Origin of the sequence: Spirulina subsalsa PCC 9445 (genome assembly GCF_000314005.1) — a bacterium.
In the GTDB taxonomy this organism is placed as follows: Bacteria; Cyanobacteriota; Cyanobacteriia; order Cyanobacteriales; family Spirulinaceae; genus Spirulina_A; species Spirulina_A subsalsa.
The window spans coordinates 888,237-910,474 of record NZ_JH980292.1; the positions used below are offsets into that span (position 1 = coordinate 888,237).

Sequence of the window (22,238 nt, forward strand, 5' to 3'; positions counted from 1 at the left end):
AAAACAAGAAGGTTGCACCCCTGTTAAGTTCCCACGGCTGCCAATACTACGGTTTGCTCAATGGCATCCTCTAAACTCTGAGTCCAGTGTACCGATAAGCTAGACAGTGCTTCTTGAACGGCTGCTGGGGGTTCCCCTAACAGACGGATGACCAAGGGAACAGAACGGCGAGAACAACTGGGCGGGGTTGGTCGGCTGGTTTGTTCTAGCTGGTTTTGGCGTAAAATGCGTAAGGTGTTGGCGGTGGGACGCTCTAAACGGTCTTCGCTGATGATCAGGCGCTGGGGGGGATTGACGGGGGCTTGGAGGACATTGGCGATCGCCTCAGCCACCCGTTCTACTCCACCCAAACCACAGACTAAATGGAGGAAAATCACCTCAATTTCCTCCATGCGACTTAATCGTTCTAGTCCCTGATTCAGTTGTTGTTCTAGGGGCAAGGTTTTCAAGATTTTACCTTGATGTTCTCCCCCCACTAAACAGCCTGTACGCGGTTTTCCCCCCGCTTGGGTCAACAAATCCCAAGTCAAGGCCGCCAGTCCCCGACCATTACATAAAATTCCGATATTTCCCTCCCCATTGTACCAATCTAAGGGATCCGCCGCTTCAAAGTCTAACCCTTCTGACCCCTCCTCACTGTCCCCATTTTCTCCCCCATTTTTCTCTACCTCTTCCCCCGTCGTCCCCCAGGGGGTGGCAGCCCCGACAACGGCCATTAAGTCCCAATGACGGGCTAAGGCGTGATCATTCATCGTCACCTTGCCATCGAGGGCCATCACTTCCCCAGAGTCCCGAATCCCCAAGGGATTGATTTCAATGCCATTTAAATCACGACGGACAAATAACTCATACATTTTGCAGACAATATCAGTAATCACCGGGATGAGATGACCCTGTACGCCCATTAGATGGACTAAACGGCGAGCATAGAAGGGGGAAAACTCATCCTCAATGACTACCTGCTGCATTTGTTCCAACAGCACATCAATATTTACGCCCCCTTGGGCGGAACCTAACAGAACTGGACGTTTGCGTTGATAGTCCAGAATAACCGCTAAATAAAGCTCCTGTTCCGCATCATAGCGGGCTTCCGCTAACAGGAGTTGGGGGTATTCTCCGGCAATCGGTAAATTCAAGATCATCTGGGCGGCGGCGATCGCATCAATGGTATTCTCCACAAAGCGAACCCCCCCGGCCTTCCCCCGTCCCCCTGCCCGGACTTGGGACTTCAGCACCACCGGATAGGGAATCTGTAACTGTTTAATCGCCCGAGAATCGGCAATCGTTTGGGAGGGTAAAACCGGAATGCCGACCTCCCGGAATAATTCTTTCGCTTGGTATTCGAGTAAATCCATCAGGATTAATGTAAAAGTGATACATTAGGGGCAAGTTGGCTCACTGCCCGATCCACCTTTCCCCTCTCATTAGTACCATTAAACACCGATTGTTGTTGTGATGACCAAAACATCGACCCCACCTGTCGATTTGGCTAGCTTTGAGAGACTCCTCCAGCAACGTCTACAAGCCAAACTGACTGAATTGACTCCCCTTCAGGTGAATTGCTTCATCAAGCGGGAAACGTTGTTAATGGTGGTTCAGCATCCCGCCCCGGTCATGGCTCATCCCAGTCGGGCTTTTCGCATCTTAGAAGCCGCTTTTGATGAAGAAGGGCTGCCGGAGCATTTTCGCGGTTTAATGTACCTAGAAGTCGAAGGACGCAACCAACCCTATGCTTTCCACACCTTCCGGGATTCCCTGCCCCCCAACGATGTGGCCGAACAAGTGAAAGCCACCACCCCAGAAGGGATTCAGGCCGCCCAACAACAGAAAAAACGCAAATCCTTCCCCGCCCCCCCTCCACCCCCGCCCCGTCGTGACCTAGAGGAAATCCCCCCGCCCCAATATTCCGATCCCGATACGATTTCCTTGGCTTCCCCCCCCCTAACTCCCGAGGGGGATTTCTCCGACGTAGACCTTGATCTAGATTCCCTCGATCTCGATCAGATGATGGAGGAATTTGGGGCAGAAGAAGCCCCGAAAGGAGGGGAGAAATTCTGGTTAGCGGTAGTTATTGCGGGTGCTGCCTTAAGTGTTGTGGTGTTTTTCGGCAGTTTATACGTCTTGAGTCGCCCTTGTGTCCTGCGGGCTTGTGAAACGCTGGATGTGGCCGAAGAACTGGCCGGGCGCGCCTTAAATACCCTTGAAGCCCCCCCATCGGGTCAAGCCATCCTACAAGCTCAACAGCAACTCAATCAAGCTCTTGATTTATTGGCATCGATTCCCCCTTGGTCTGGGAAACATGACCAGGCGCAGAGATTGTTAGCGGAGTATGACACTACCTCCCAACGATTATCTGAATTGGTGGCCGCCCTCAGTTTAGCTTCTCAGGGGGCGAACTTAAGTCAAAATCCCCCTCATCCTGTAGCACGTTGGGAAAGTGCCCAGAGCAAATGGCGAGAGGCGATCGCACAACTTGGCCGTTTACCCGCCAACAGTCCCTTTCATGACTTCGCCCAGAACAAAATACAGGAGTACCGCCAGAACCTCAACGTCGTCAATCGTCGTCTGCGCCTAGAACAGGAAGCCGTCGAAAGTTTCGCCGCCGCCCAAGAAGCCGCCAAAATCGCCGAAGCCCGTCAAGGCATCGCCCAATCCCTACAAGACTTACAACTAGCCTCCGCCACTTGGGAAACCGCCGTCCGACGCTTACAAGCCATACAATCCGGCACCACCCCCTACGAAGAAGCCCAACAGCAGTTAAGCGTCTATCTGCCCAAACTTTCCGCCGCCCGAGAACGCGCACGCAATGAAGTATTCGCCACCGATGCCTATAATCAAGCCCTGCGCCTTGCCCAACTCGCCCAAAGTGCCGAAACACGCAATCAATGGTCAGAAGCCGTCAGCCACTGGCGTAGTGCGGTGAACTACATTGAGCAAGTCCCCAGCGACTCCTTTAATTACGCCAAAGCTCAACCCTTGATAAAAACCTACACCGACGCTTTAACCGAAGCCGAATCCCGGTTAAGAGAATCCTTACAAGTTCGTCAAGCGAGGGCAAACTTGGAGCGAGTTTGTAAGTCTGAGGATTTGATTTGTGTGTATACTGTCACCGATCGTTTAATTCGGGTGCGTTTAACTCCCACCTACATTGAAGAAATTCAACAAAACGCCAGAATTGCCCAACAAAGCAACAATTTTTCCGCTCAAGTAGATTTATTAGATCACATTTTTACCCTAGAACAAACCCTAGAGCAAATTAGCAGCGAGGCGGGAATTCCCTTGGAAATTTATACCTCTGAGAATGTTTTAGTCAAGCGGTTTAACCCTTAGTCTGACCAGGAGCAATCAACAATTTTAGATTTCTTGGATTGCCGTGATCAGTAAATCTTCAATACCAGCGACGACAAAAATAGGAACATTCAGTTGCCCAGAGACGGTTTCAACACTGAGATCATCCAGAAACAAAGTGTCGTCATGTTTCAACATCACCGAAGGTAATAAGATCCCATCCCCTAAGTCTTGATGGGCTAAATCTTGCACTAAATCCTGTCCCGTTAAGAGGCCTGTCACGGCAATATCAATGCCCCAATAATTGCTTTTTAAGGGGGCAAGTTGCACCGCTAGACCTTCTAGTTCATTTAACCGCTCAACAAGGGGTTTAAAGGCGGTTTTAACGGCATTTCCGACCACCCACGTTAGACGACGGGGAGGATGAACTTTCTCTAAATGAGCATCCGCTAGAAATTCATCTACAGTCTGGTGAAAGTCTCTTATAAATTGCCGAATTGACCCTACCCCGTTACCGATTTGGGGGTAATCCTCATAATGGTCTTCTGGGGGGAGTTCTTGTTCGGCAATCAGAAACCATTCATCGGCTAACCAGGCAAAAGTCGTGCCTAGTTTTTGCTGAAATTCTTGTTGTAAGGTTTGTACTTGTTGAATAACCTGTCTGGCTTTTTCCGGGGTGACAGGGGTTAATTCGTCTTGATTCGGACGAAAACGGGTGAGTCCAACAGGTACGACAGCAGCCGAGAGAATGGTGGGAATTTCGCCTCGGTGGAATTGTGCTAAATCTAAGAGGGTTCTTTCTAGGTGGATTCCGTCATTAATGCCGGGACAAATAACCACTTGAGCATGAATTTGTAAGCGTCGTTCTTGAAACCATTGGAATTGATTTAATATATCCCCAGCACGCGGATTTTTTAACAGGCGAATTCTAACCTCGGGTTCGGTGGCATGAACGGAAACGTAGAGGGGGGAGAGGCGCATTTGTTCGATGCGTTGCCATTCTTTGGGGGGGAGATTGGTTAAGGTTAAATAACTACCGTAGAGGAAACTTAAGCGATAGTCGTCGTCTTTGAAATACAAACTATCTCGTTTGCCGGGTGGTTGTTGGTCAATGAAGCAGAAGGGACAATGATTATTACATTGAATAAGCCCATCAAAAAGGGCGGTTTCAAATTCTAGGCCTAGGTTTTCTTCGTAGTCTTTTTCTATTTCGAGTTCGTGATATTGTCCCTGTTGATCTAATACGGTCAGTTCTAAAATTTCATCGGCACAGAGGAATTGATAATCAATGAGATCCCGGGGTTGGATTCCGTTGATTGAAACGATAGCATCGCCGATTTCAAAGCCGATTTCTTCGGCGATGGAGTTGGGGAGGATGCGGCTAATTTTGGCGGGTTGGATAGGCATAATCGGCGTTCTCTACGAGACGCTCCGCGTTCGCGCAGCGTTGCGAAGCAAGGGTTGGGCTACACATTGGCAAAAAGACCAAAGGCGGAAGCAATGAGAATAACAATCCCGAAGGCGAGACGGTACCAGACAAAGAGCCAAGTATTTTGTTTTTGGAGATAGTTCATTAACCAGGCGATCGCTAAATAGGAGAAAACCGCCGAAGAAAGAACCCCAAGGCCTAGGGGAATCCACTGTTGAGTGCCGACGTTGGCATCTAAGACTTCTGTTTTGAGTTCCACTAATCCGGCCAGGGTAATGGCTGGAATGCCCAAGAGGAAGGAAAAACGGGCGGCTGTAGCCCGTTCTAAGCCAATAAAGAGGGCGGCGGTGATGGTGGAGCCGGAACGAGAAACGCCGGGGATAATGGCTAACGCTTGGGCAATCCCCATCAAAATCCCGTCTTGGGTGGTGAGGTGGTCAAAGTCCCGACGACGTTGGCCGAGCTTTTCGGCTAATCCTAACAGAGAAGCCATGACAATGGAGGCGATCGCAATAGTGTTCATACTCCGCAGGGGAGAGTTATCCAAATCCGGGATAAACAGCTTAAACCCTAACCCCACAATCACAATCGGTAATGTCCCCACCGCAATCCCAATGGCAATTTTCAAGGATAAGGCCGGGGAGGGGGGATGGGGGCCTTCTGGGGTCGGAGGGGTTGGAGTGGGGGGGGGTAACTCCTTCTTAGCGGCGAGAATCCGTAATTGAGTAATCGCCCCCCAAGTTAGCTCAATTAAATCCTGTCGAAAATACCACAACACCGCCCCAATACTGCCCAATTGCACCACGGCCGTAAAGGTGACACCGGGATCTCCCCAGCCCAAAAACACCGGAATGGCTTTCAGGTGTGCGGTGCTACTAATAGGGATAAATTCCGTTAATCCTTGCACCATGCCCAGGACTAACGCTTGAAACCAATTAATCTGGGGCATCCCCGTAGCAGGGCTTGGGGTTTGAGCTAGGACTATATGATGAGTCAGAGTGGAAAAGGCGATCGCCAGACTCAAGCCTAACGCCATCTCACTCAACACCACCAAACCTTTACGCTGTAACTTATTCATCGACTATTTCACCTTCACGGGGGCAACGGCGAGTTCAAGTTTAAGGTAAAAAGCGATCCAACGCCGCCTTTAACTCGCTTAATTCGGCCTCAATGTTCCCATCATGGGCAGCGCGGGCAACACAAGCGGTTAAATGCTCATCCAAAATCAAACGAGCCACCCGGTCTAATGCACCCCGCACCGCCGCAATCTGAATTAACACCTCGGGACAATGACGATCTTCACTGACCATTGTTTTGATTCCCCGAATATGACCCTCAATCCGGGAAAGACGATTAATAATCTGCCGTTGAGATTCGGGATTGTGAACATGGGGATGGGCGTGAGAATGTCCCTTTTGTTCTGGGCCACCTTGCTCTGAGAGTGAGGATGGGGGGATAGCTTGATTCTCGTCAAGGGGGATATTCATGATCTTTCTTTTGAGAAACCCCATCCTGCAAGTGGAGTGAGGTTGTTTAGGTTCGGTAATAGGGAATTGATAACGATGGGGGAACAGAGAACGGGGAACAGGGAACAGGGGGAGGGGGAGCAGGGAACAGGGGGAGGTGATAATTATTACCTATTCCCTATTCCCGACTGATTCAGCCAACCCCAATTAACTTAAGGTTTACTCTTCCTCATAGAACTCATTAAACTCATCGGGGACATCAAAATCCGAATCCGGATCGGCATCCTCAACACTATAAGCGCGAGCAGTTTGGTCATCCAACACCACATCCTCATCTAAAGGACGACCGCCAGCTAAACCCCGCTCCGGATAAACCATCGTCTCACTTAAATCCCGATCAGGGGTTAAATCCCAAAGACCTGTAGGCAAAGCCCCAGAACCCTCGAAATCTAAGCTACTCAGGGGCAAGTCCTCATGGAGATGGAAACCCGTCCCAGCCGGAATTAAACGCCCGATGATCACGTTCTCTTTCAGACCGCGCAGCCAATCGGATTTCCCTTCAATAGCTGCCTCCGTCAATACCCGGGTGGTTTCTTGGAAACTGGCCGCACTGATGAAACTATCAGTATTTAAAGAGGCCTTAGTAATCCCCAACAAAACGGGAGTATAACGCGCCGGAGCCGCCCCGGTAATGCCCATAGCTTCGTTCACCTGTTCCACTTGGCGCAACTCCACCAACTCACCGGGTAACATAGTCGTGTCTCCCCCGTCGTCGATACGCACCTTACAGGTCATCTGCCGCACAATCACCTCAATGTGTTTGTCGGAAATCTCAATCCCTTGGGACTGATAAACCCCTTGCACACTTTCCACAAGGAACATCTGGGCTTTTTGTAAACCAATCAAGGCGGCCTCATAAACCCCTTTGAGGTCTTTGTAATACTCAAAGTAAGTTTCGAGAATTTCGTGGGGATTTGATGGACCATCGGTTAAGGGTTCCGCCACTTCCACCTGTTGACCATCGGAAACAATGACGTTTTGACCGGGACTGAGGGGATAATCCGTAATCACCCCATCCTCCTCAATAATCTTGATGTCTACCGATTCATCCTCCCCATAAACCACCTGAGCGGTTCCCGGACGACGGGCGAGTAAACAGGCTTCTTTCGGGCGACGGGCTTCTAGCAGTTCTTCAATCCGGGGCAACCCTTGGATGATGTCCCCAGTTTTCGACCGTTCAAAGACCAATAACACCAAATTATCGCCCCGTTGGACTAAATCCCCGTTACCAATTTGTAGAATAGCCCCAGCAGAGACGCGATAAGGCCGGGCATAGCGTAGGGTGACGGTTGACCCTTGAATGGACACAACTTGCCCAGAATCAGAACTCCGGATTCCGGGGGCGAGTTCTTGACCGGCCACCACCAAATCTCCGACTTTAACCTTGGGTTTACTCTCTAGGTTGATTTCAAAGCGATCGCTTGCCCGCACCAACAGAATCCGCCGCAGGGCTTCAGCACTCTTCAGAATCCCCCGCACTTCCCCGGCTTCCTTACACTGAATAGCCGTGCGCGCCACTACAGCCCCTTTGGGGATTTCTTGGCCATCTTCGACCAAAATTTCCGTTCTCGTGCCACCACTGAGGGAATCAGCATCTACATCCCGGCGAATCACCAAGGACTCCAGAATGACAATTTGCAATAAATACTCATGTACTACTAAATCACCACCATAGACTTCCGCCTCACTGGCCATCGATAACTGATCCGTCACAATGGCATCGGTTTCCGGCTCGTCATTGACCAGAGGAATCAACTCAATATCCGCCGTCAAACCGCCGATTTCTCGTTCATCTCCATCTTCGGCCTCAATTTCTAACACCAGTTGGGTGCTTAACAATTCCACCCCTTCCACAGAGCGCACCCGTTCCCCATCTTTATAGTGCAGACGTTGCACAGCGCGCAGAGAAATTTTCTGACCGGACTTGTCATTAATGGAGTCTTGGGAGGGTACATCGGGCTGGTCAGCCACTTGGTATTCCACCACCGGGCGCAATAAGAGCGCCACCCCTTCGGGGGTGTCCAAATACTGCCCAAAGCGCATTTCTTCCAACACCACACCGGGCAGAACTTCCGTTCCGGGGGGCAGCAGTTGGCCATCCGCTTCCATCAAAGGCGGTTCATCCAAGAGATGTAAATCCCCCGGTTTAATCACCATTTCCCGCAGAATGTCATTTTTCTGCACCACTTCCACCACCCCACTGGATTGGCAGAAAATATCCTTCACCACTTCGGTTCCGGCTTCCACATACTGGCCTTCTTCCACCAGTAACAGAGAGATGTCCTTATTGACCTCATGGCATTCTTCGGGAATCCAGATTAAGGTTCCCCCTTGGGTCACTTCATAGCCCTGTTTCGCCCGTCCCCGCAGGCGACCCACTTCCACCCCAGCATATTTGACAATGCCCCCGGTGTGGGTGCGATAGCGGTCGTCAATCAGTTCCGCCACCACTTGATGGTTTAATAACTTGGTGCCCGGCGTAGCCTTGAGCAAAAACCGTTGACCGAGGGCGGTTTGAATAATATATTGTTCCCGTCCTCCGGTAGCCGTTCGCTGTACCCGAGCTTGGTCTAACTGCACCGAGGCGGTGATAATCTCAATTTCCCGACTGCCGGGAGTCAGACGGACAACCCCCCCGTGGGCGGTGGCCAGTTTGGTCTGAGCGAGAACATCCCCCCGTTCTAGCATGGCACCGTTTTCCACTACGGGTTCAGCCCCCGGTAGGAGGTTATACACTTCCCCCGAAAGCACCCAAATTAAGCCCCCCCGTTGGACAATGTGGGTCGTGTTGCCTTGACGGTCGGTTTTTTCTTCTTCTACTAAGCGGTCAAATAAAACCTCCCCAGCCAAGTCACTGGTCACGTCTTTGGTCGCCTTTTCTGTGGAGCGTTGGCGTTTAGGTAGGGCAACTTCCGCTAAGAGTTCATCTTTCTCCACCTTTTGCCCGACTTTGACAAACAGCAGAGAACCCGCCGTGACAGAATAGGGAATCACGTCCCCATTTTCTAACTCTAGTAAGAGTTCCCCGGCCACTTCCACCTGTTCCCGTTCGTCCCCGTGGCGAGTCCGTACCGGGCGGGTGCGGAGTTTGGAGTCAAAGCCTACAGTACCGGGGTGTTCTGCTTGCACATTGCGCGCCACTTCCCCGGTAAAGACCCCTCCCGTGTGGAATGTCCGCATGGTTAACTGTGTCCCAGGTTCTCCAATGGACTGGGCGGCAATAATCCCAATGGCTTCGCCCATATTAACCATTTTACCGTGGGCTAAACTCCAACCATAACAATGTTGGCAGACACTACGGGCGGCTTCACAGGTTAAACTTGAACGCACTTTAACCCGCTCTACAGCATTTTGCACCCGTTCGGCTACATCTTCATCAATGGGCTGATTACGCTCGGCGACGACTTCTCCGGTTTTGGGGTCAATTACATCTTCGGCTAAGACACGACCGAATAAACGGTTAGCGAGGGGGATTAAAATGCGATCGCCATCTTTCATCGCCTCCACCATCACCCCCCGTTCCGTGCCGCAGTCCACCTCCCGCACGATCACATCTTGGCTCACATCCACCAACCGCCGGGTTAAATACCCAGAGTCCGCCGTCCGTAAAGCCGTATCCACCAACCCTTTCCGCGCCCCGTAAGACGAAATAATATACTCCGTCACCGTCAAGCCTTCCCGGAAATTGGTTTTAATCGGCAACCCGATAATTTCCCCTTGAGGGTCCGCCATCAAGCCCCGCATCCCCACCAACTGACGCACCTGAGATAAATTCCCCCGCGCCCCAGAAAAAGCCATCATATACACACTATTGAGGGGGTTCGTATCTTTAAAGTTGCGCACCACCTCATCTTTAAGAGTTTCTGAGGTTTTATTCCAAGTATCAATCACCTTCTGGAATCGTTCCACCTCGGTAATTTGCCCAGTCCGATAACGGTTTTCCGTGATGCGCACCTCTTCTTCTGCCTCTTGCAGCATTTGCTTCTTCACCGGAGGCACCTGCAAATCATCCACACTAATGGACACCCCGGCACGGGTAGCATAGCGAAACCCTAATTCTTTAAGTTGGTCAGCCACTTGAGAACAGCGCGCACTGCCATAATTCGTAAACGCCCAGGCAATGAGCTTTTTCAATTGGCCTTTATCAACGATTCGGTTAAAAAAAACGGGTTCTTTAGACATGGTTTTCTCGCGTAGGGGACAATCGGTAATCAATAACAAGGGAACGGGGAACAGGGAACAGGGAACAGGGAATTGGGAGTCGGGAATCGGTGTAGGGGCGCAATGCTTGCGCCCTAGGGAGTCGGGAATCGGGAGTCGGGAGTCGGGAAAAAGCAATAGTCAAAAGTTTTGGCTATTCACTATTCCCCTGCTCCCCCTCTCCCTATTCCCTGTTCCCTCCACCTAATTAATCAAAGCCTCCCGAATCATTTTGTTGTAAATAATCCGACCCGGAGTGGTGCGAATATATTGGAACTGACCGCCATCCGGTAACTCCCGCACCTTGCGTTCTCGATAGAGCTTGACCACACTGCCATCACTTTGGGTTTCCTCCTTGACCACTTCATCATCAGGTTTCACGGTGTTTACATCGCCGTTGTAACGTAGCCAAATAAAGGTATGAATATCTAACTGTCCCTGTTCAAAAGCTCGTAGCGCATCATCCATAGAGGCAAAATAACGCCCTGCTCCCTTCTCAGGAGTTTGTACCGCCGGATTTTCCGCCGTTAGGTAATAACACCCCAACACCATATCCTGAGACGGAGCCACAATGGGTTTCCCCGTCGCCGGAGATAAGATATTGTGACAAGCCAACATCAACAAACGAGCCTCCGCCTGAGACTCCAAAGACAGGGGAACGTGAACCGCCATTTGGTCGCCGTCAAAGTCCGCGTTAAACGCCGGACACACTAAAGGATGGAGTTGAATCGCTCGCCCTTCTACTAAAATCGGTTCAAAGGCTTGAATCCCTAAACGGTGCAGCGTGGGCGCACGGTTAAGGAGAACCGGGTGTCCGGCAATCACTTCCTCCAACACTTCCCAAACCGCCGTATCGCCCCGTTGAATCAGCTTTTTGGCCGCCTTGATATTATTCACCAACCCATTCTTAATCAAGCGGTGAATCACAAAAGGCTGGAACAACTCAATGGCCATTTCCCGAGGCAATCCGCACTGATAAATCTTCAGTTTCGGCCCCACCACAATCACAGACCGTCCCGAATAGTCTACCCGTTTCCCTAACAAGTTTTGGCGGAAACGCCCTTGTTTCCCTTCGATAATGTCGGACAAAGACTTGAGCGCTCGGTTATTCGCCCCCACCACTGTCCGGCCTCGTCGTCCGTTATCAATCAGGGCATCAACGGCTTCTTGTAACATCCGTTTTTCGTTGCGCACAATGATTTCCGGCGCGAGAATCTCTTGTAAACGGGCTAATCGGTTATTGCGGTTAATTACCCGACGGTAGAGGTCGTTTAAGTCAGAGGTAGCAAAACGCCCCCCATCTAACTGCACCATGGGGCGTAAATCCGGGGGAATCACGGGAATCACATCCAACACCATCCACTCCGGCCGGGAACCTGTAGCAATAAAGTTATCAATCACCCGTAGCCGTTTAATTAATTTGGCGCGTTTTTGCCCTTTGGCTCCGGTGATTTCTTCCCGCAGTTTTTCCGCCTCTTCTTCTAAGTTCACCTCTTCGAGTAAGCGCTGAACTGCCTCGGCCCCAATACCTACCTCAATGCCTTCTAATTCCGAATCTTCGGCATAGAGTTGTTCTTCAATTTCTAGCCATTGGTCCTCGCTCAACAACTGGCGATATTGTAGGTTTGTGGCATTGCCGGGGTCTAAGACCACATAGGCGTTAAAGTAAACAATTTGCTCTACATCCCGCAGGGGCATATCTAACAAAATGCTTAAATAGCTGGGGATGCCTTTGAGGTACCAAACATGGGTCACAGGGGCGGCTAATTTAATAAAGCCCATGCGGTGACGACGGACGCGGGATTCTGTAACTTCCACCCCGCAGCGCTCGCAGACAATACCCCGATGGCGCACCCGTTTATATTTCCCGCAGTGACATTCCCAATCCTTGGCCGGCCCAAAAATCCGTTCACAGAACAGACCATCCATTTCCGGTTTCAGGGTGCGGTAGTTAATGGTTTCCGGTTTGGTCACTTCTCCTACGATTTGACCATTAGGCAGGGTGCGCTCTCCCCACTGGCGAATCCGGTCGGGGGAAGCAATGCCAATCTTGACGTAATCAAAACGCTGTTCGGTCTGGTTTCTCATGTCAATTGTTAGGGGTTAGGGGTTGGGGGTTAATGTGTAGGGGGGGAGAGGGAGAGGGGGGGACGGAAAATTGATAATTATTCCCTATTCCCTGTTCCCTGTTCCCTATTACCTATTCACACTTCGTCCTCTTGCAAATCTTCGCTGGTCAAAGATTCATAGGTGGGACGGTTGGGGGTGCGTCGCCGTTCAACGTCGGCCATGAGGTCTACTTCCACATCTTGGCTATCTCCATTTTTAGCGGTTTCGACTTTGTGAACGGCAATATCTAACCCCAAGGACTGGAGTTCCCGCATTAACACCTTGAAGGATTCAGGAGTTCCCGGCCGGGGAATGGGTTTCCCTTTGACAATGGCGTTGAGGGCTTCGTTCCGTCCCTGCATATCATCGGACTTAACGGTAAGCAGTTCTTGTAGGGTGTAGGCCGCGCCGTAAGCTTCCAGCGCCCACACTTCCATTTCCCCGAACCGTTGTCCCCCTTGTTGGGCTTTGCCCCCCAGAGGTTGCTGGGTAACGAGGGAGTAGGGGCCGGTAGAACGGGCGTGAATTTTATCGTCTACGAGGTGAACCAGTTTCAACATATAGGCAATACCTACGGTTACGGGACGGTCGAAGGGTTCCCCGGTGCGTCCGTCGTAAACTTGGATTTTGCCGGGGTTTTCGGGGTCAAAGACCCAATCACGTCCGGCTTTCCGGCTGGCTTCTTCTAGTTTGCCGTGAACGGTGAGGCGGGAGGCTTCTTCCCCATACATTTCATCGAAGGGGGTGATTTTAAAGCGTGCGCCTAAGTTTTCACCGGCCCAACCGAGGAGACATTCAAAGACTTGTCCCACGTTCATCCGGGAGGGTACGCCCAAGGGGTTCAGGACAATATCCACGGGGCGACCGTCGGGCAGGTAGGGCATATCTTCCATGGGCAGGATGCGGGAAATAATCCCTTTGTTGCCGTGACGACCGGCCATTTTGTCGCCGACTTGGATTTTGCGTTTTTGGGCGACGTAGACCCGGACGACCATGTTGGCACCGGGGGGGAGTTCGTCGCCTTGTTCCCGGGTGAAGACGCGCACATCAACGACGCGGCCTTTTTCTCCGTTGGGGACGCGCAGGGAGTTGTCCCGCACGTCTCGGGCTTTTTCTCCGAAGATGGCGCGCAGCAGTTTTTCTTCGGGGGGTTGGTCGGACTCGCCTTTGGGGGTAACTTTCCCTACGAGGATGTCGCCGGATTCGACCCAAGCCCCAATGCGAATAATTCCCCGTTCGTCGAGGTGTCGTAGGGCATCTTCCCCGACGTTGGGGATTTCTCGGGTGATTTCTTCGGGGCCGAGTTTGGTCTGGCGGGCTTCGATTTCGTATTTTTCAATGTGAATGCTGGTGTAGACATCATCCATGACGAGCCGCTCACTAATGAGGATGGCATCTTCATAGTTGTAGCCTTCCCAAGGCATATAGGCGAGGAGGATGTTTTGACCGAGGGCGATTTCTCCCCCTTCACTGGCGGAACCGTCGGCGAGGACTTGACCGGGGACGACGGGTTCTCCGGGGAAGATGAGGGGTCGCTGGTTTAAGCAGGTGTCTTGGTTGGAGCGTTGATACTTTTGTAGTTCGTATTCGACTACTTGGGGGGCGGTTGGTTCTGGATGGGGGGGGGCTTCTCCTTCGCCCAGGGGGGTGCCGGGGGGTGGGGTGGGGTCTACGGTGATTTTTACTCGTTCGGCATCGACGTAACTCACTATGCCTTGATGACGAGATACAACCACCATGCCGGAGTCTCGGGCGGCTTGGGCTTCTAGGCCGGTGCCGACGAGGGGGCGCTCTGGTTTGAGGAGGGGAACGGCTTGACGCTGCATATTAGACCCCATGAGGGCGCGGTTGGCGTCGTCGTGTTCGAGGAAGGGAATCAGGGAGGTGGCTACGGAGACAATCTGCATGGGGGAGATGGCTACATAGTCCACTTGGTCGGGGGTGGTGGTGGAGAATTCCTGCCGATACCGCACGGGAATTTCATCCCCAAGGATGTAGCCGTTTTCGTCGGTGGCTACGTCGCCGGGGGCTACTTGGCGGTCGTCTTCTTCGTCGGCGGTGAGGTAAACGACGGGTTCATCTAAACAGACTCGTCCGTTTTGGGCGCGCCGATAGGGGGTTTCTATGAAGCCGTAGTCGTTGACGCGGGCGAAGGTGGCGAGGGAGCCAATTAGTCCGGCGTTGGGGCCTTCGGGGGTTTCTACGGGGCAAATGCGGCCGTAGTGGGAGGGGTGAATGTCTCGCACGGCGAAGCCTGCCCGTTCTCGGGTTAACCCGCCGGGGCCAAGGGCGCTAATCCGGCGTTTGTGGGTGAGTTCGGCGAGGGGGTTGGTTTGGTCCATGAACTGGGACAGTTGGGAGGAGCCAAAGAATTCTTTAATCGCCGCGACGAGGGGTTTGGGGTTGACGAGGGAGGCAGGGGTGAGGGAGTCGGCTTCGGAGACGGTCATCCGTTCCCGGATGATGCGTTCTAGACGGTTGAGGCCGACGCGGACTTGGTTTTGTAGGAGTTCCCCGACGGAACGGACGCGACGGTTGCCGAGGTGGTCGATGTCGTCTACGTTGCCGACGTCGAATTCTAGGTTAATCAGGTAGTCGATGGCGGCGAGGATGTCGGTGGGGGTGAGGACGCGGGTGCTGTCGGGGACGTTGAGCCGCAGTTTGCGGTTGAGTTTGTAGCGCCCGACTTTGCCGAGGTCGTAGCGTTTGTTGTCGAAGAAGCGGGAGTCTAGCAGTTGACGGCCGCCGCTTACGGTGGGGGGTTCGCCGGGACGGAGTTTTTTGTAGAGTTCCATCAGGGCGTCGTCTTCGCTGGGGTTGCCTTCTTTTTCGAGGGTTTTGTGGTAGTAGTCGGGGTGACGCAGGGCGTCGAGGATTTCGTTGTCGCCAAGTCCGATGGCTTTAAGCAGGACTTGGGATGAAAGTTTCCGGGTTTTGTCGATGCGCACCCACACGAGGTCGTTTTTGTCGGTTTCAAATTTGAGCCAAGCGCCTCGGTTGGGGATGAGGGAGGCGGAGTAGGTGCGGCGACCGTTTTTGTCGGTTTCGGATTTGTAGTAAACTCCGGGCGATCGCACGATTTGGTTGACGATGACTCGTTCGGCCCCGTTGATGATGAAGGTTCCCCGTTCGGTCATCAGGGGCAGGTCGCCGATAAAGACTTCCTGTTCTTTGATTTCTCCGGTTTCTTTGTTGATTAAACGGGTGGGAACGTACATCTGGACGGCGTAGCTGGCATCGCGCCGTTTGGCTTCGTCTACGTCGTATTTGGGGGCGTGGAGTTTGTATTTTTCGCCGATAAAGTGCAGTTCTAGTTTCCCGGTGTAGTCGGTGATGGGGGAGAAACTATTGAGTTCTTCAATGAGTCCGGTTTCCAAAAACCAGCGAAAGCTAGATCGTTGAATTTCAATCAGATCCGGCAGTAGGTTATGGGTGGGGTTGGTCATGAGTGATTCTCGATTAGGTGGAAACTGGGAACGGGGACTGAACCAGTGATAATTAATAATTAACTCGCGTTTAAGCCGAATAGCTGACAAGCGTTGGCGGTGGTTTGTTGGGCGAGTTCTTCTAGGCTGACTCCTCGCAGGTCTGCTAGGGTTTGGGCAACGTAGCGCACAAAGGCGGGTTCGTTGCGTTTGCCTCGTTGGGGGACGGGGGCAAGAAAGGGACAGTCGGTTTCAATGAGCAGGCGATCGCAAGGCACCATTTGGGCCGAGGCTTTAACGCTGTGGGCGTTCTTGAAGGTGACAATCCCACTAAAACTGATATAAAATCCTAGGTCTAAAAACCATTGGGTTTCTTCCGGGCTACCGCCCCAACAGTGCATTACTCCTCGGATTTCTCCATATTCCTGTGACTGGTGCCTCACCAAATCTCGCAGATCGGCGGCGGCATCCCGACAATGCACGATAACAGGTTTGCCGAGTTCCGCAGCGATTTGAAGCTGCACACGGCAAACCTTGTTTTGTTGATCTTGATTGGTGGCTTTGTAATAGTCTAAACCGAGTTCCCCAATGGCTACGACTCTAGAATCTGAGCGCGCCAATTGACGAATCTCGTCGGCTGTTCCTTCGCCCCATTTGTCGGCATCTAGGGGATGTAATCCGACGGCAAAGGATAGCTCGGGGAATCGGTCGGCCAAAGCCTGAATACTCACAAACTCGCTCGGCTCTACGCAGGAATGCACGAGACGAACAACACCAGCTTCTTGCCAACGGGTTTGTAGAGCATCTAAGTCTTGCTGAAAGTCAGCAAAGTTAATATGAACGTGGGTGTCAATTAACTGCATTACAACCCAGTTTGCTAAACTGATGGATTCAAAAAACACTCGGCCGTTTTACGGGCTGTGGGCTGCCAGTTTTTGAGGGAAACTTTAGGTTTCTCTGCCCAACTGGAGGGGAGATTTGAAGCCAAGAGGAAGAATGGGATTGAGTCCAGTCTGAACTCTTGACTTTTTGCGCAAGTTATGCCTTCACGGCTTGGGCTTTCTCGTGGGTCATGCGCCAAAAACGAGCTAAACGCGCTTTCCGACGCGATCCGGTGTTGGCGTGCAGTACTCCTCTTTTCACCGCTTTATCGATTTTTTGGTAGGCCGAGGAGCGAGCTTGGTCAACTTTTTCGAGTGCTTCGGGGGTTTGGTCTTGTACATAGGCTTCAACAGCCGTAAAATAGCGTTTCATCAGGGTTTTCACGGCTGACTTATAAGCCTTGTTTCTCAGGCGATTCCGTTCAGCAATTTGAATGCGTTTAATTGCAGATTTGTTATTAGCCACGGTCAGTTCGGGGAAACGATGTATTTGGAGTTTTGGGGTTTTGAGTGCTTCCTACCCTTGAGCTATAAATAATTAGCTTGGGGAGGCTCTGGCTTTTCGTCTGGGGGTGAACCGGAAAATGGCAGGTTTTTCCACCCTCACACTACTCAGGACATATCAATATAACATTTTAGGTCAAAGTCTGGCAAGGGCAAAGGGAGAAAGTTTTGTCTCAAGGAAAAAAAGGGGGGAAAAGCTTGTGTGGCCGGGGGTAGGTGGTGAGGGCTGGGGGAGATTTTTCCCAGAAGGGGAGAGGAAAAGCAGGCAAGTCTGGGCAATACAAGTTAAGCTAGAGAAACAATGGGAAGTAGCGAAGGCATTTTGACTCCATGCTGCGAATTATTACTCAGCAGTCTGAGGCACACACAGAACTTCAGCGCATTGGCGGGCGCACTCATGGTAGCGAAACGCTTCAAGTGGAAGAAACGGTGCGGGATATTCTGCAAACGGTTCGACAACAGGGCGATCGCGCACTTTTGGATTACACCGCCAAATTTGATGGGCAAACTCTGACCCTGAGCCAATTACGGGTCAGTGGTTCGGAACTGGATGCAGCCTACCAACAAGTCTCTAAGGATCTCTTGGATGCCATCAGCTTGGCTTGTCGGCGTGTAGAGGCGTTTCATCGGCAACGGATTCCCAAGTCTTGGGTTCAGTTTACGGAGGATGATAATGTCATCCTAGGTAAACGGTACACTCCAGTAGATCGGGCGGGCTTGTATATTCCGGGGGGGCGGGCGGCCTACCCCAGCACGGTGATTATGAACGCCATTCCCGCGAAGGTGGCGCAGGTGCCGCGTATTGTGATGGTGACTCCGCCGAGTGAAGGGGGGAAAATTTCCCCGGCGGTGTTGGTGGCAGCCCAGGAGGCGGGAATTACAGAAATTTATCGGGTGGGGGGGGCGCAGGCGATCGCAGCGTTGGCCTACGGAACCGAGACAATCCCGAATGTGGATGTGATCACAGGCCCTGGTAATATTTACGTCACCCTGGCCAAAAAGATGGTCTATGGTTTAGTGGGGATTGATTCCCTCGCCGGCCCCTCGGAGGTATTGATTATTGCCGATCAGCAGGCGAATCCGGTTCATGTGGCGGCGGATCTGTTGGCGCAGGCGGAACATGATCCGATGGCGGCGGCGATTTTAATTACACCGGATGAGGGGTTAGCGAAAAAAGTTCAACAGGAGGTTCAAGGGCAGTTACAGAACCATCCTCGGCGAATTTTGACGGAAAAGGCGATCGCCCACTATGGCTTAATCATTGTAGTAGACTCCCTCAAGACCGCCGCCGAACTCTCGAATCTCTTCGCCCCAGAACACTTAGAACTGGAAATTGCCGAACCTTGGGATCTCCTCGAACAGATTCGCCATGCCGGGGCCATTTTCTTGGGGAACTCCACCCCGGAAGCCGTTGGCGACTATTTGGCCGGCCCCAATCACACCCTCCCCACCTCCGGTTCAGCCCGCTATTCTTCCGCCTTGGGGGTGGAAACCTTCCTGAAACACTCTAGTTTGATTCAATACTCCCCCAAAGCCCTAAGTGAGATGGGTCGAGCCATTCAAACCTTAGCAGATGCTGAAGGGTTACACTCTCACCGGGAGTCTGTTCGTTTACGGATGGAAAATTAACAAAACAAGATGCAGGAATCCCCTAAACCCAAGGCGAGTAGTGTGGGGTGTGGTTTAATCTCTCAGCTTTCCCTTGACTTTCCCCTGTCAATGGGTTTTCTGTGCTAATGCCACAATCTACATCGTTAAACACGAAGGGCGCAATCAGGTTAAGCTCGGCAAGTATTGGATGAAAATGCGAATTATGATATGTCCTTAGCCTTAAAAGCGCATGGAATCCTTCCAATTATGTTGATATTTTGTAACACCTCTTTAAGAAGTCCACTTGCTAGACTCTCCAAGAGTTGGGTGCTTTATGAAGGGATGGTAAGCTTCAACTTGATACAATCCATCACCGGGTTCAACCTTCACACTTTTTTAGAGCAAAACTCCGAAATTCTTAGCCAAGAAATAGCTAACGTTTTCTCTAAATTTTAACAAAAATAGCTGTTTCATAGAGGTTTTTTCGCCCCCCTCTTTTTCTAAACAATACAACTTTTTCAACATAAAAACCTTCATGCTTAAAAAGTTCAGCTAAAATGCTCTCAGTGAATATCTCTACACCCGATAACCTCGAATTACCCACAATGTAAGCAGCACGAAAATTAGCCGATTTAATTTCGTGAAGCGACTTAATATGTTGCCACATATTGATAAAGTATTTAGTAGCATAATTACACATTAAAGTGCTTTTAATCTTGAGTTGGTCGTAATAACAAAGATAGGGTTTAATGGGTGTAGGAACTTCCAGTAGTTTATTCTGTAAAATCGATGTAGCTCTGCCCCAAGTTCCGCCCACAGCTTGCAGGTCAACTTCTGTCGCTTGCTTAACATCATCAAATAACTCCATAAAATGCAGTTGTGGTCTTGTCTGATGAACATAGCTATAGCGGTTTGGATAGGGGGGAGAAGTAATTATAAAATCAGAGGACTGCTTAACTTGTTGTTTTAAGTTATTCGTTGAGTCACCTAGAACAATAGAACTTAGCTCCGACAAGCTAATCTCTTTTTGGCTAAGTTGTCTCAAATCACTGCAAATTATATTTAAATTGAAACTCATTTCACCGAAAACATCAATTTCTCTTTGATGATGATCGTCGAAAGTAATTGTGGGATGGTTTCTATGAATATTTGCACAATCCAAGCAAGTTTTATTGAGGGCTAACCACAAGTAGTCGTAAACACCAGAATACCCTGGGTTGTTTGCTACTTCTCGGCATATTATCAATTCCTTAAGAACGTTTTTTTCCCACCATCTAAATACGTTATAAATAATAGGAACTCTAGTATTAAACAACTGTATTACTTCATCTAATGATATTTTTTTACTATCTTGAATTAATCTGGATACTTCAGCTAAGTAATTTTGAATCAGATGGAGGTTTTGAGTTTCCCACTTCAATGATTTAGTACCAGTTTGTTGTAACAGGGGATTAATCTCAATCCCAAGGGATCTAATTCCCTGTTTCTGGCATTCAATACAAGTAGTCCCTCGACCACTAAATGGATCAACGACGAAATGATCTGGAGTAATTTGGAATTCCTTAATCAAAAATCTGACTAAATTGGGTGAGTAACTTGGAGTCAAACGATACCATCTATGGATCGGTTCTAGTTGACCTGTTTTAAAAGTGATATCTCCTATATCAATTTCTTCATAATCAAATCCAGACTGCCGTATTCTTTCATCAAAATACTTGTTACTATTACTAATAGTCGTTTCAAATAAAGACAGTTGTTTAAACATTTTTGCTTTGAACCAAATGCTTTCAAAGTACCATGAGTTCTCAATTTTACCAAGCTTTTTCCCTGAGCGACTGATATATCTTCAGTCTGAAACTGATCAGATAGGCACTTGTTACTAGATTTGCGAGATTTGCAAAGGTGGTTGCTGAAAGTTTTTTTTAGCATCTTGAACCTGGCTCTCACTGTTACTTGGATAATCGAAGCCTTGATAAGACATCAGGTGAATATAGTTGATCGGGTCGCCTACCCTATCATGATTCCCTCTATAACTATTGCTCTAGCCTTGTTGCAGTGGCGGCCACAATATTACGCCCTAGTACTCATTGGGACGGTTGGCGTAATATGTTTATATGCTGTTGTCTTTATGCAAGTAGCTCAACTGTCTTTATGCAAGTAGCTCAACTCCTGAAAGAATACCTTCCCGATAATGATTTAGCCGCACGCTGGGGCGGGGAGGAGTTTTTGATCTTGCTGCTCTCCGTCTCTAGCTCTGTGGAAGTGGCTCAGAGAGCAGAAGAGTTGCGCACTTGTTTAGCGACATACAATCACCCAAACGTCGGTCAAGTAACGGCTAGCTTGGGCATTGCTAGCACGACTGGCGGCGAAACCCCAGAAACCCTAATTGCTCGTGCTGATGCGGCTCTTTATCGGGCTAAACAGCAGGGGCGAAACCGAGTCTGTGGCGCTGAAGTCTCGCCAACTCAACTGATATGAATCCGAAAAGAGTTTTGATTTTAGGTGGAACAGGAGAAGCCTCGGCATTAGCGGGGAAAATTGAGGCGATTCCGGGGGTAGAGGCGATCGCTTCCTTGGCAGGTCGGACGAAAGATCCCATAACTCTCACCACCCCTTCCCGTCAAGGGGGTTTCGGCGGTGCAACAGGATTAGCCAACTATCTACGCCGCGAGGGCATTGATTTTTTAATTGATGCGACCCATCCCTTTGCCGCCCAAATTTCCTTCAATGCGGCTCAAGCTGCCTCAGATTGTGGCATTCCCCGATTAATGTTAAGTCGTCCCGCTTGGGAAAAAGTCCCCGGAGATCATTGGATTGAAGTCGAAAGTAATCAAGGGGCGGCGGATATTTTGCCCGGGTTCGCTGAACGGGTTTTTCTCACCATTGGTCGCCAAGAACTCCCCACCTATGCCCATTTAAAAGATATCTGGTTTTTGATGCGCATGATTGACCCTCCCCCATCAAATGCCAACATCCCACCAGGACAATTATTGCTGGCACGGGGGCCTTTTTCCCTAGAGTCAGAGCGATCGCTTTTGCAAGATTATCAAATTGGTGGGCTAGTCAGCAAAAATAGCGGCGGTCATGCCACTTACGCCAAAATCATCGCCGCCCGAGAGTTAGGAATCACAGTAATTATGGTAAAGCGCCCACCTGTGCCTGAAGGGGAAAAAGTCGCGGATGTTCAAAGTGTCCTCGCTTGGTTAGAAACAAGGTTAGAAACAGGATTTTAACCAAGATTTAACCCATCAGTGGCCATCTCGCTAATCTGCCAAGACTTCTCCAT

14 protein-coding genes are annotated in these 22,238 nt (G+C 50.6%); 4 read left to right on the forward strand and 10 right to left on the reverse strand.

Annotated features, from left to right (window positions below; translation table 11 throughout):
* Positions 1-23: 23 nt before the first annotated feature.
* Positions 24-1,355: an ATP-grasp domain-containing protein gene (locus SPI9445_RS0104370; RefSeq protein WP_017303508.1), complete on the reverse strand. Its 1,332-nt coding sequence runs from the start codon at positions 1,353-1,355 to the stop codon at positions 24-26.
* A 100-nt stretch (positions 1,356-1,455) separates the two neighbouring features.
* Here SPI9445_RS0104370 and SPI9445_RS0104375 point away from each other — a divergent pair, with 100 nt between their 5' ends.
* A complete protein-coding gene (locus SPI9445_RS0104375) occupies positions 1,456-3,330 on the forward strand; it encodes a hypothetical protein (RefSeq protein WP_017303509.1) in 1,875 nt (624 codons plus the stop codon).
* A 24-nt stretch (positions 3,331-3,354) separates the two neighbouring features.
* Here SPI9445_RS0104375 and SPI9445_RS0104380 read toward each other — a convergent pair whose 3' ends face one another.
* The 8 genes from SPI9445_RS0104380 to rpsT form a co-directional block, all read right to left on the reverse strand.
* Positions 3,355-4,695, reverse strand: a complete 1,341-nt coding sequence (locus SPI9445_RS0104380) for a TIGR03279 family radical SAM protein (RefSeq protein WP_017303510.1) — start codon at positions 4,693-4,695, stop codon at positions 3,355-3,357.
* A gap of 59 nt (positions 4,696-4,754) precedes the next feature.
* The gene (locus SPI9445_RS0104385; protein ID WP_420329814.1) at positions 4,755-5,666 is read right to left on the reverse strand and encodes an undecaprenyl-diphosphate phosphatase; all 912 of its coding nucleotides are present in this window, start codon (positions 5,664-5,666) and stop codon (positions 4,755-4,757) included.
* A gap of 169 nt (positions 5,667-5,835) precedes the next feature.
* Positions 5,836-6,204, reverse strand: coding sequence for a metal-sensing transcriptional repressor (locus SPI9445_RS0104390; RefSeq protein WP_017303512.1), 369 nt, complete (start codon positions 6,202-6,204; stop codon positions 5,836-5,838).
* Between the two features lie 198 nt (positions 6,205-6,402).
* On the reverse strand, positions 6,403-10,581 hold the full coding sequence (locus SPI9445_RS24345; protein WP_017303514.1) for a DNA-directed RNA polymerase subunit beta': 4,179 nt from the start codon (positions 10,579-10,581) through the stop codon (positions 6,403-6,405).
* Between the two features lie 66 nt (positions 10,582-10,647).
* Positions 10,648-12,531, reverse strand: a complete 1,884-nt coding sequence (locus tag SPI9445_RS0104405) for a DNA-directed RNA polymerase subunit gamma (protein ID WP_017303515.1) — start codon at positions 12,529-12,531, stop codon at positions 10,648-10,650.
* Positions 12,532-12,647: 116 nt separating this feature from the next.
* Positions 12,648-15,998, reverse strand: coding sequence for a DNA-directed RNA polymerase subunit beta (rpoB, locus tag SPI9445_RS0104410; protein WP_017303516.1), 3,351 nt, complete (start codon positions 15,996-15,998; stop codon positions 12,648-12,650).
* A gap of 59 nt (positions 15,999-16,057) precedes the next feature.
* Entirely contained in the window at positions 16,058-16,840 is a 783-nt protein-coding gene (locus SPI9445_RS0104415; RefSeq protein ID WP_026079523.1) for a TatD family hydrolase, read from the reverse strand.
* Positions 16,841-17,015: 175 nt separating this feature from the next.
* Entirely contained in the window at positions 17,016-17,324 is a 309-nt protein-coding gene (gene rpsT / locus SPI9445_RS0104420) for a 30S ribosomal protein S20 (protein ID WP_026079524.1), read from the reverse strand.
* Positions 17,325-17,692: 368 nt separating this feature from the next.
* Here rpsT and hisD point away from each other — a divergent pair, with 368 nt between their 5' ends.
* Positions 17,693-18,991, forward strand: a complete 1,299-nt coding sequence (gene hisD, locus SPI9445_RS0104430) for a histidinol dehydrogenase (RefSeq protein WP_017303521.1) — start codon at positions 17,693-17,695, stop codon at positions 18,989-18,991.
* A gap of 406 nt (positions 18,992-19,397) precedes the next feature.
* Here the strand turns inward: hisD and SPI9445_RS0104440 are convergent, their stop codons facing one another.
* A complete protein-coding gene (locus SPI9445_RS0104440) occupies positions 19,398-20,717 on the reverse strand; it encodes a DNA methyltransferase (protein WP_017303523.1) in 1,320 nt (439 codons plus the stop codon).
* Positions 20,718-21,103: 386 nt separating this feature from the next.
* Between SPI9445_RS0104440 and SPI9445_RS0104450 the strand changes: the two genes are divergently transcribed.
* Positions 21,104-21,430: a GGDEF domain-containing protein gene (locus SPI9445_RS0104450; protein WP_017303525.1), complete on the forward strand. Its 327-nt coding sequence runs from the start codon at positions 21,104-21,106 to the stop codon at positions 21,428-21,430.
* Positions 21,427-22,185, forward strand: a complete 759-nt coding sequence (locus SPI9445_RS0104455; RefSeq protein ID WP_017303526.1) for a cobalt-precorrin-6A reductase — start codon at positions 21,427-21,429, stop codon at positions 22,183-22,185. Before SPI9445_RS0104450 ends, SPI9445_RS0104455 begins: the two co-directional genes overlap by 4 nt.
* Positions 22,186-22,238: the final 53 nt, after the last annotated feature.

Coding starts and splice junctions, on each gene's coding strand:
- rpoB (WP_017303516.1), bottom strand. CDS start 15,998: ATGACCAACCCCACCCATAACCTACTGCCGGATCTGATTGAAATTCAA.
- SPI9445_RS0104450 (WP_017303525.1), top strand. CDS start 21,104: ATGCAAGTAGCTCAACTCCTGAAAGAATACCTTCCCGATAATGATTTA.
- SPI9445_RS0104455 (WP_017303526.1), top strand. CDS start 21,427: ATGAATCCGAAAAGAGTTTTGATTTTAGGTGGAACAGGAGAAGCCTCG.
- SPI9445_RS0104440 (WP_017303523.1), bottom strand. CDS start 20,717: ATGTTTAAACAACTGTCTTTATTTGAAACGACTATTAGTAATAGTAAC.
- SPI9445_RS0104390 (WP_017303512.1), bottom strand. CDS start 6,204: ATGAATATCCCCCTTGACGAGAATCAAGCTATCCCCCCATCCTCACTC.
- SPI9445_RS0104385 (WP_420329814.1), bottom strand. CDS start 5,666: ATGCCCCAGATTAATTGGTTTCAAGCGTTAGTCCTGGGCATGGTGCAA.
- SPI9445_RS0104405 (WP_017303515.1), bottom strand. CDS start 12,531: ATGAGAAACCAGACCGAACAGCGTTTTGATTACGTCAAGATTGGCATT.
- SPI9445_RS0104380 (WP_017303510.1), bottom strand. CDS start 4,695: ATGCCTATCCAACCCGCCAAAATTAGCCGCATCCTCCCCAACTCCATC.
- SPI9445_RS0104370 (WP_017303508.1), bottom strand. CDS start 1,355: ATGGATTTACTCGAATACCAAGCGAAAGAATTATTCCGGGAGGTCGGC.
- SPI9445_RS0104415 (WP_026079523.1), bottom strand. CDS start 16,840: ATGCAGTTAATTGACACCCACGTTCATATTAACTTTGCTGACTTTCAG.
- hisD (WP_017303521.1), top strand. CDS start 17,693: ATGCTGCGAATTATTACTCAGCAGTCTGAGGCACACACAGAACTTCAG.
- SPI9445_RS0104375 (WP_017303509.1), top strand. CDS start 1,456: ATGACCAAAACATCGACCCCACCTGTCGATTTGGCTAGCTTTGAGAGA.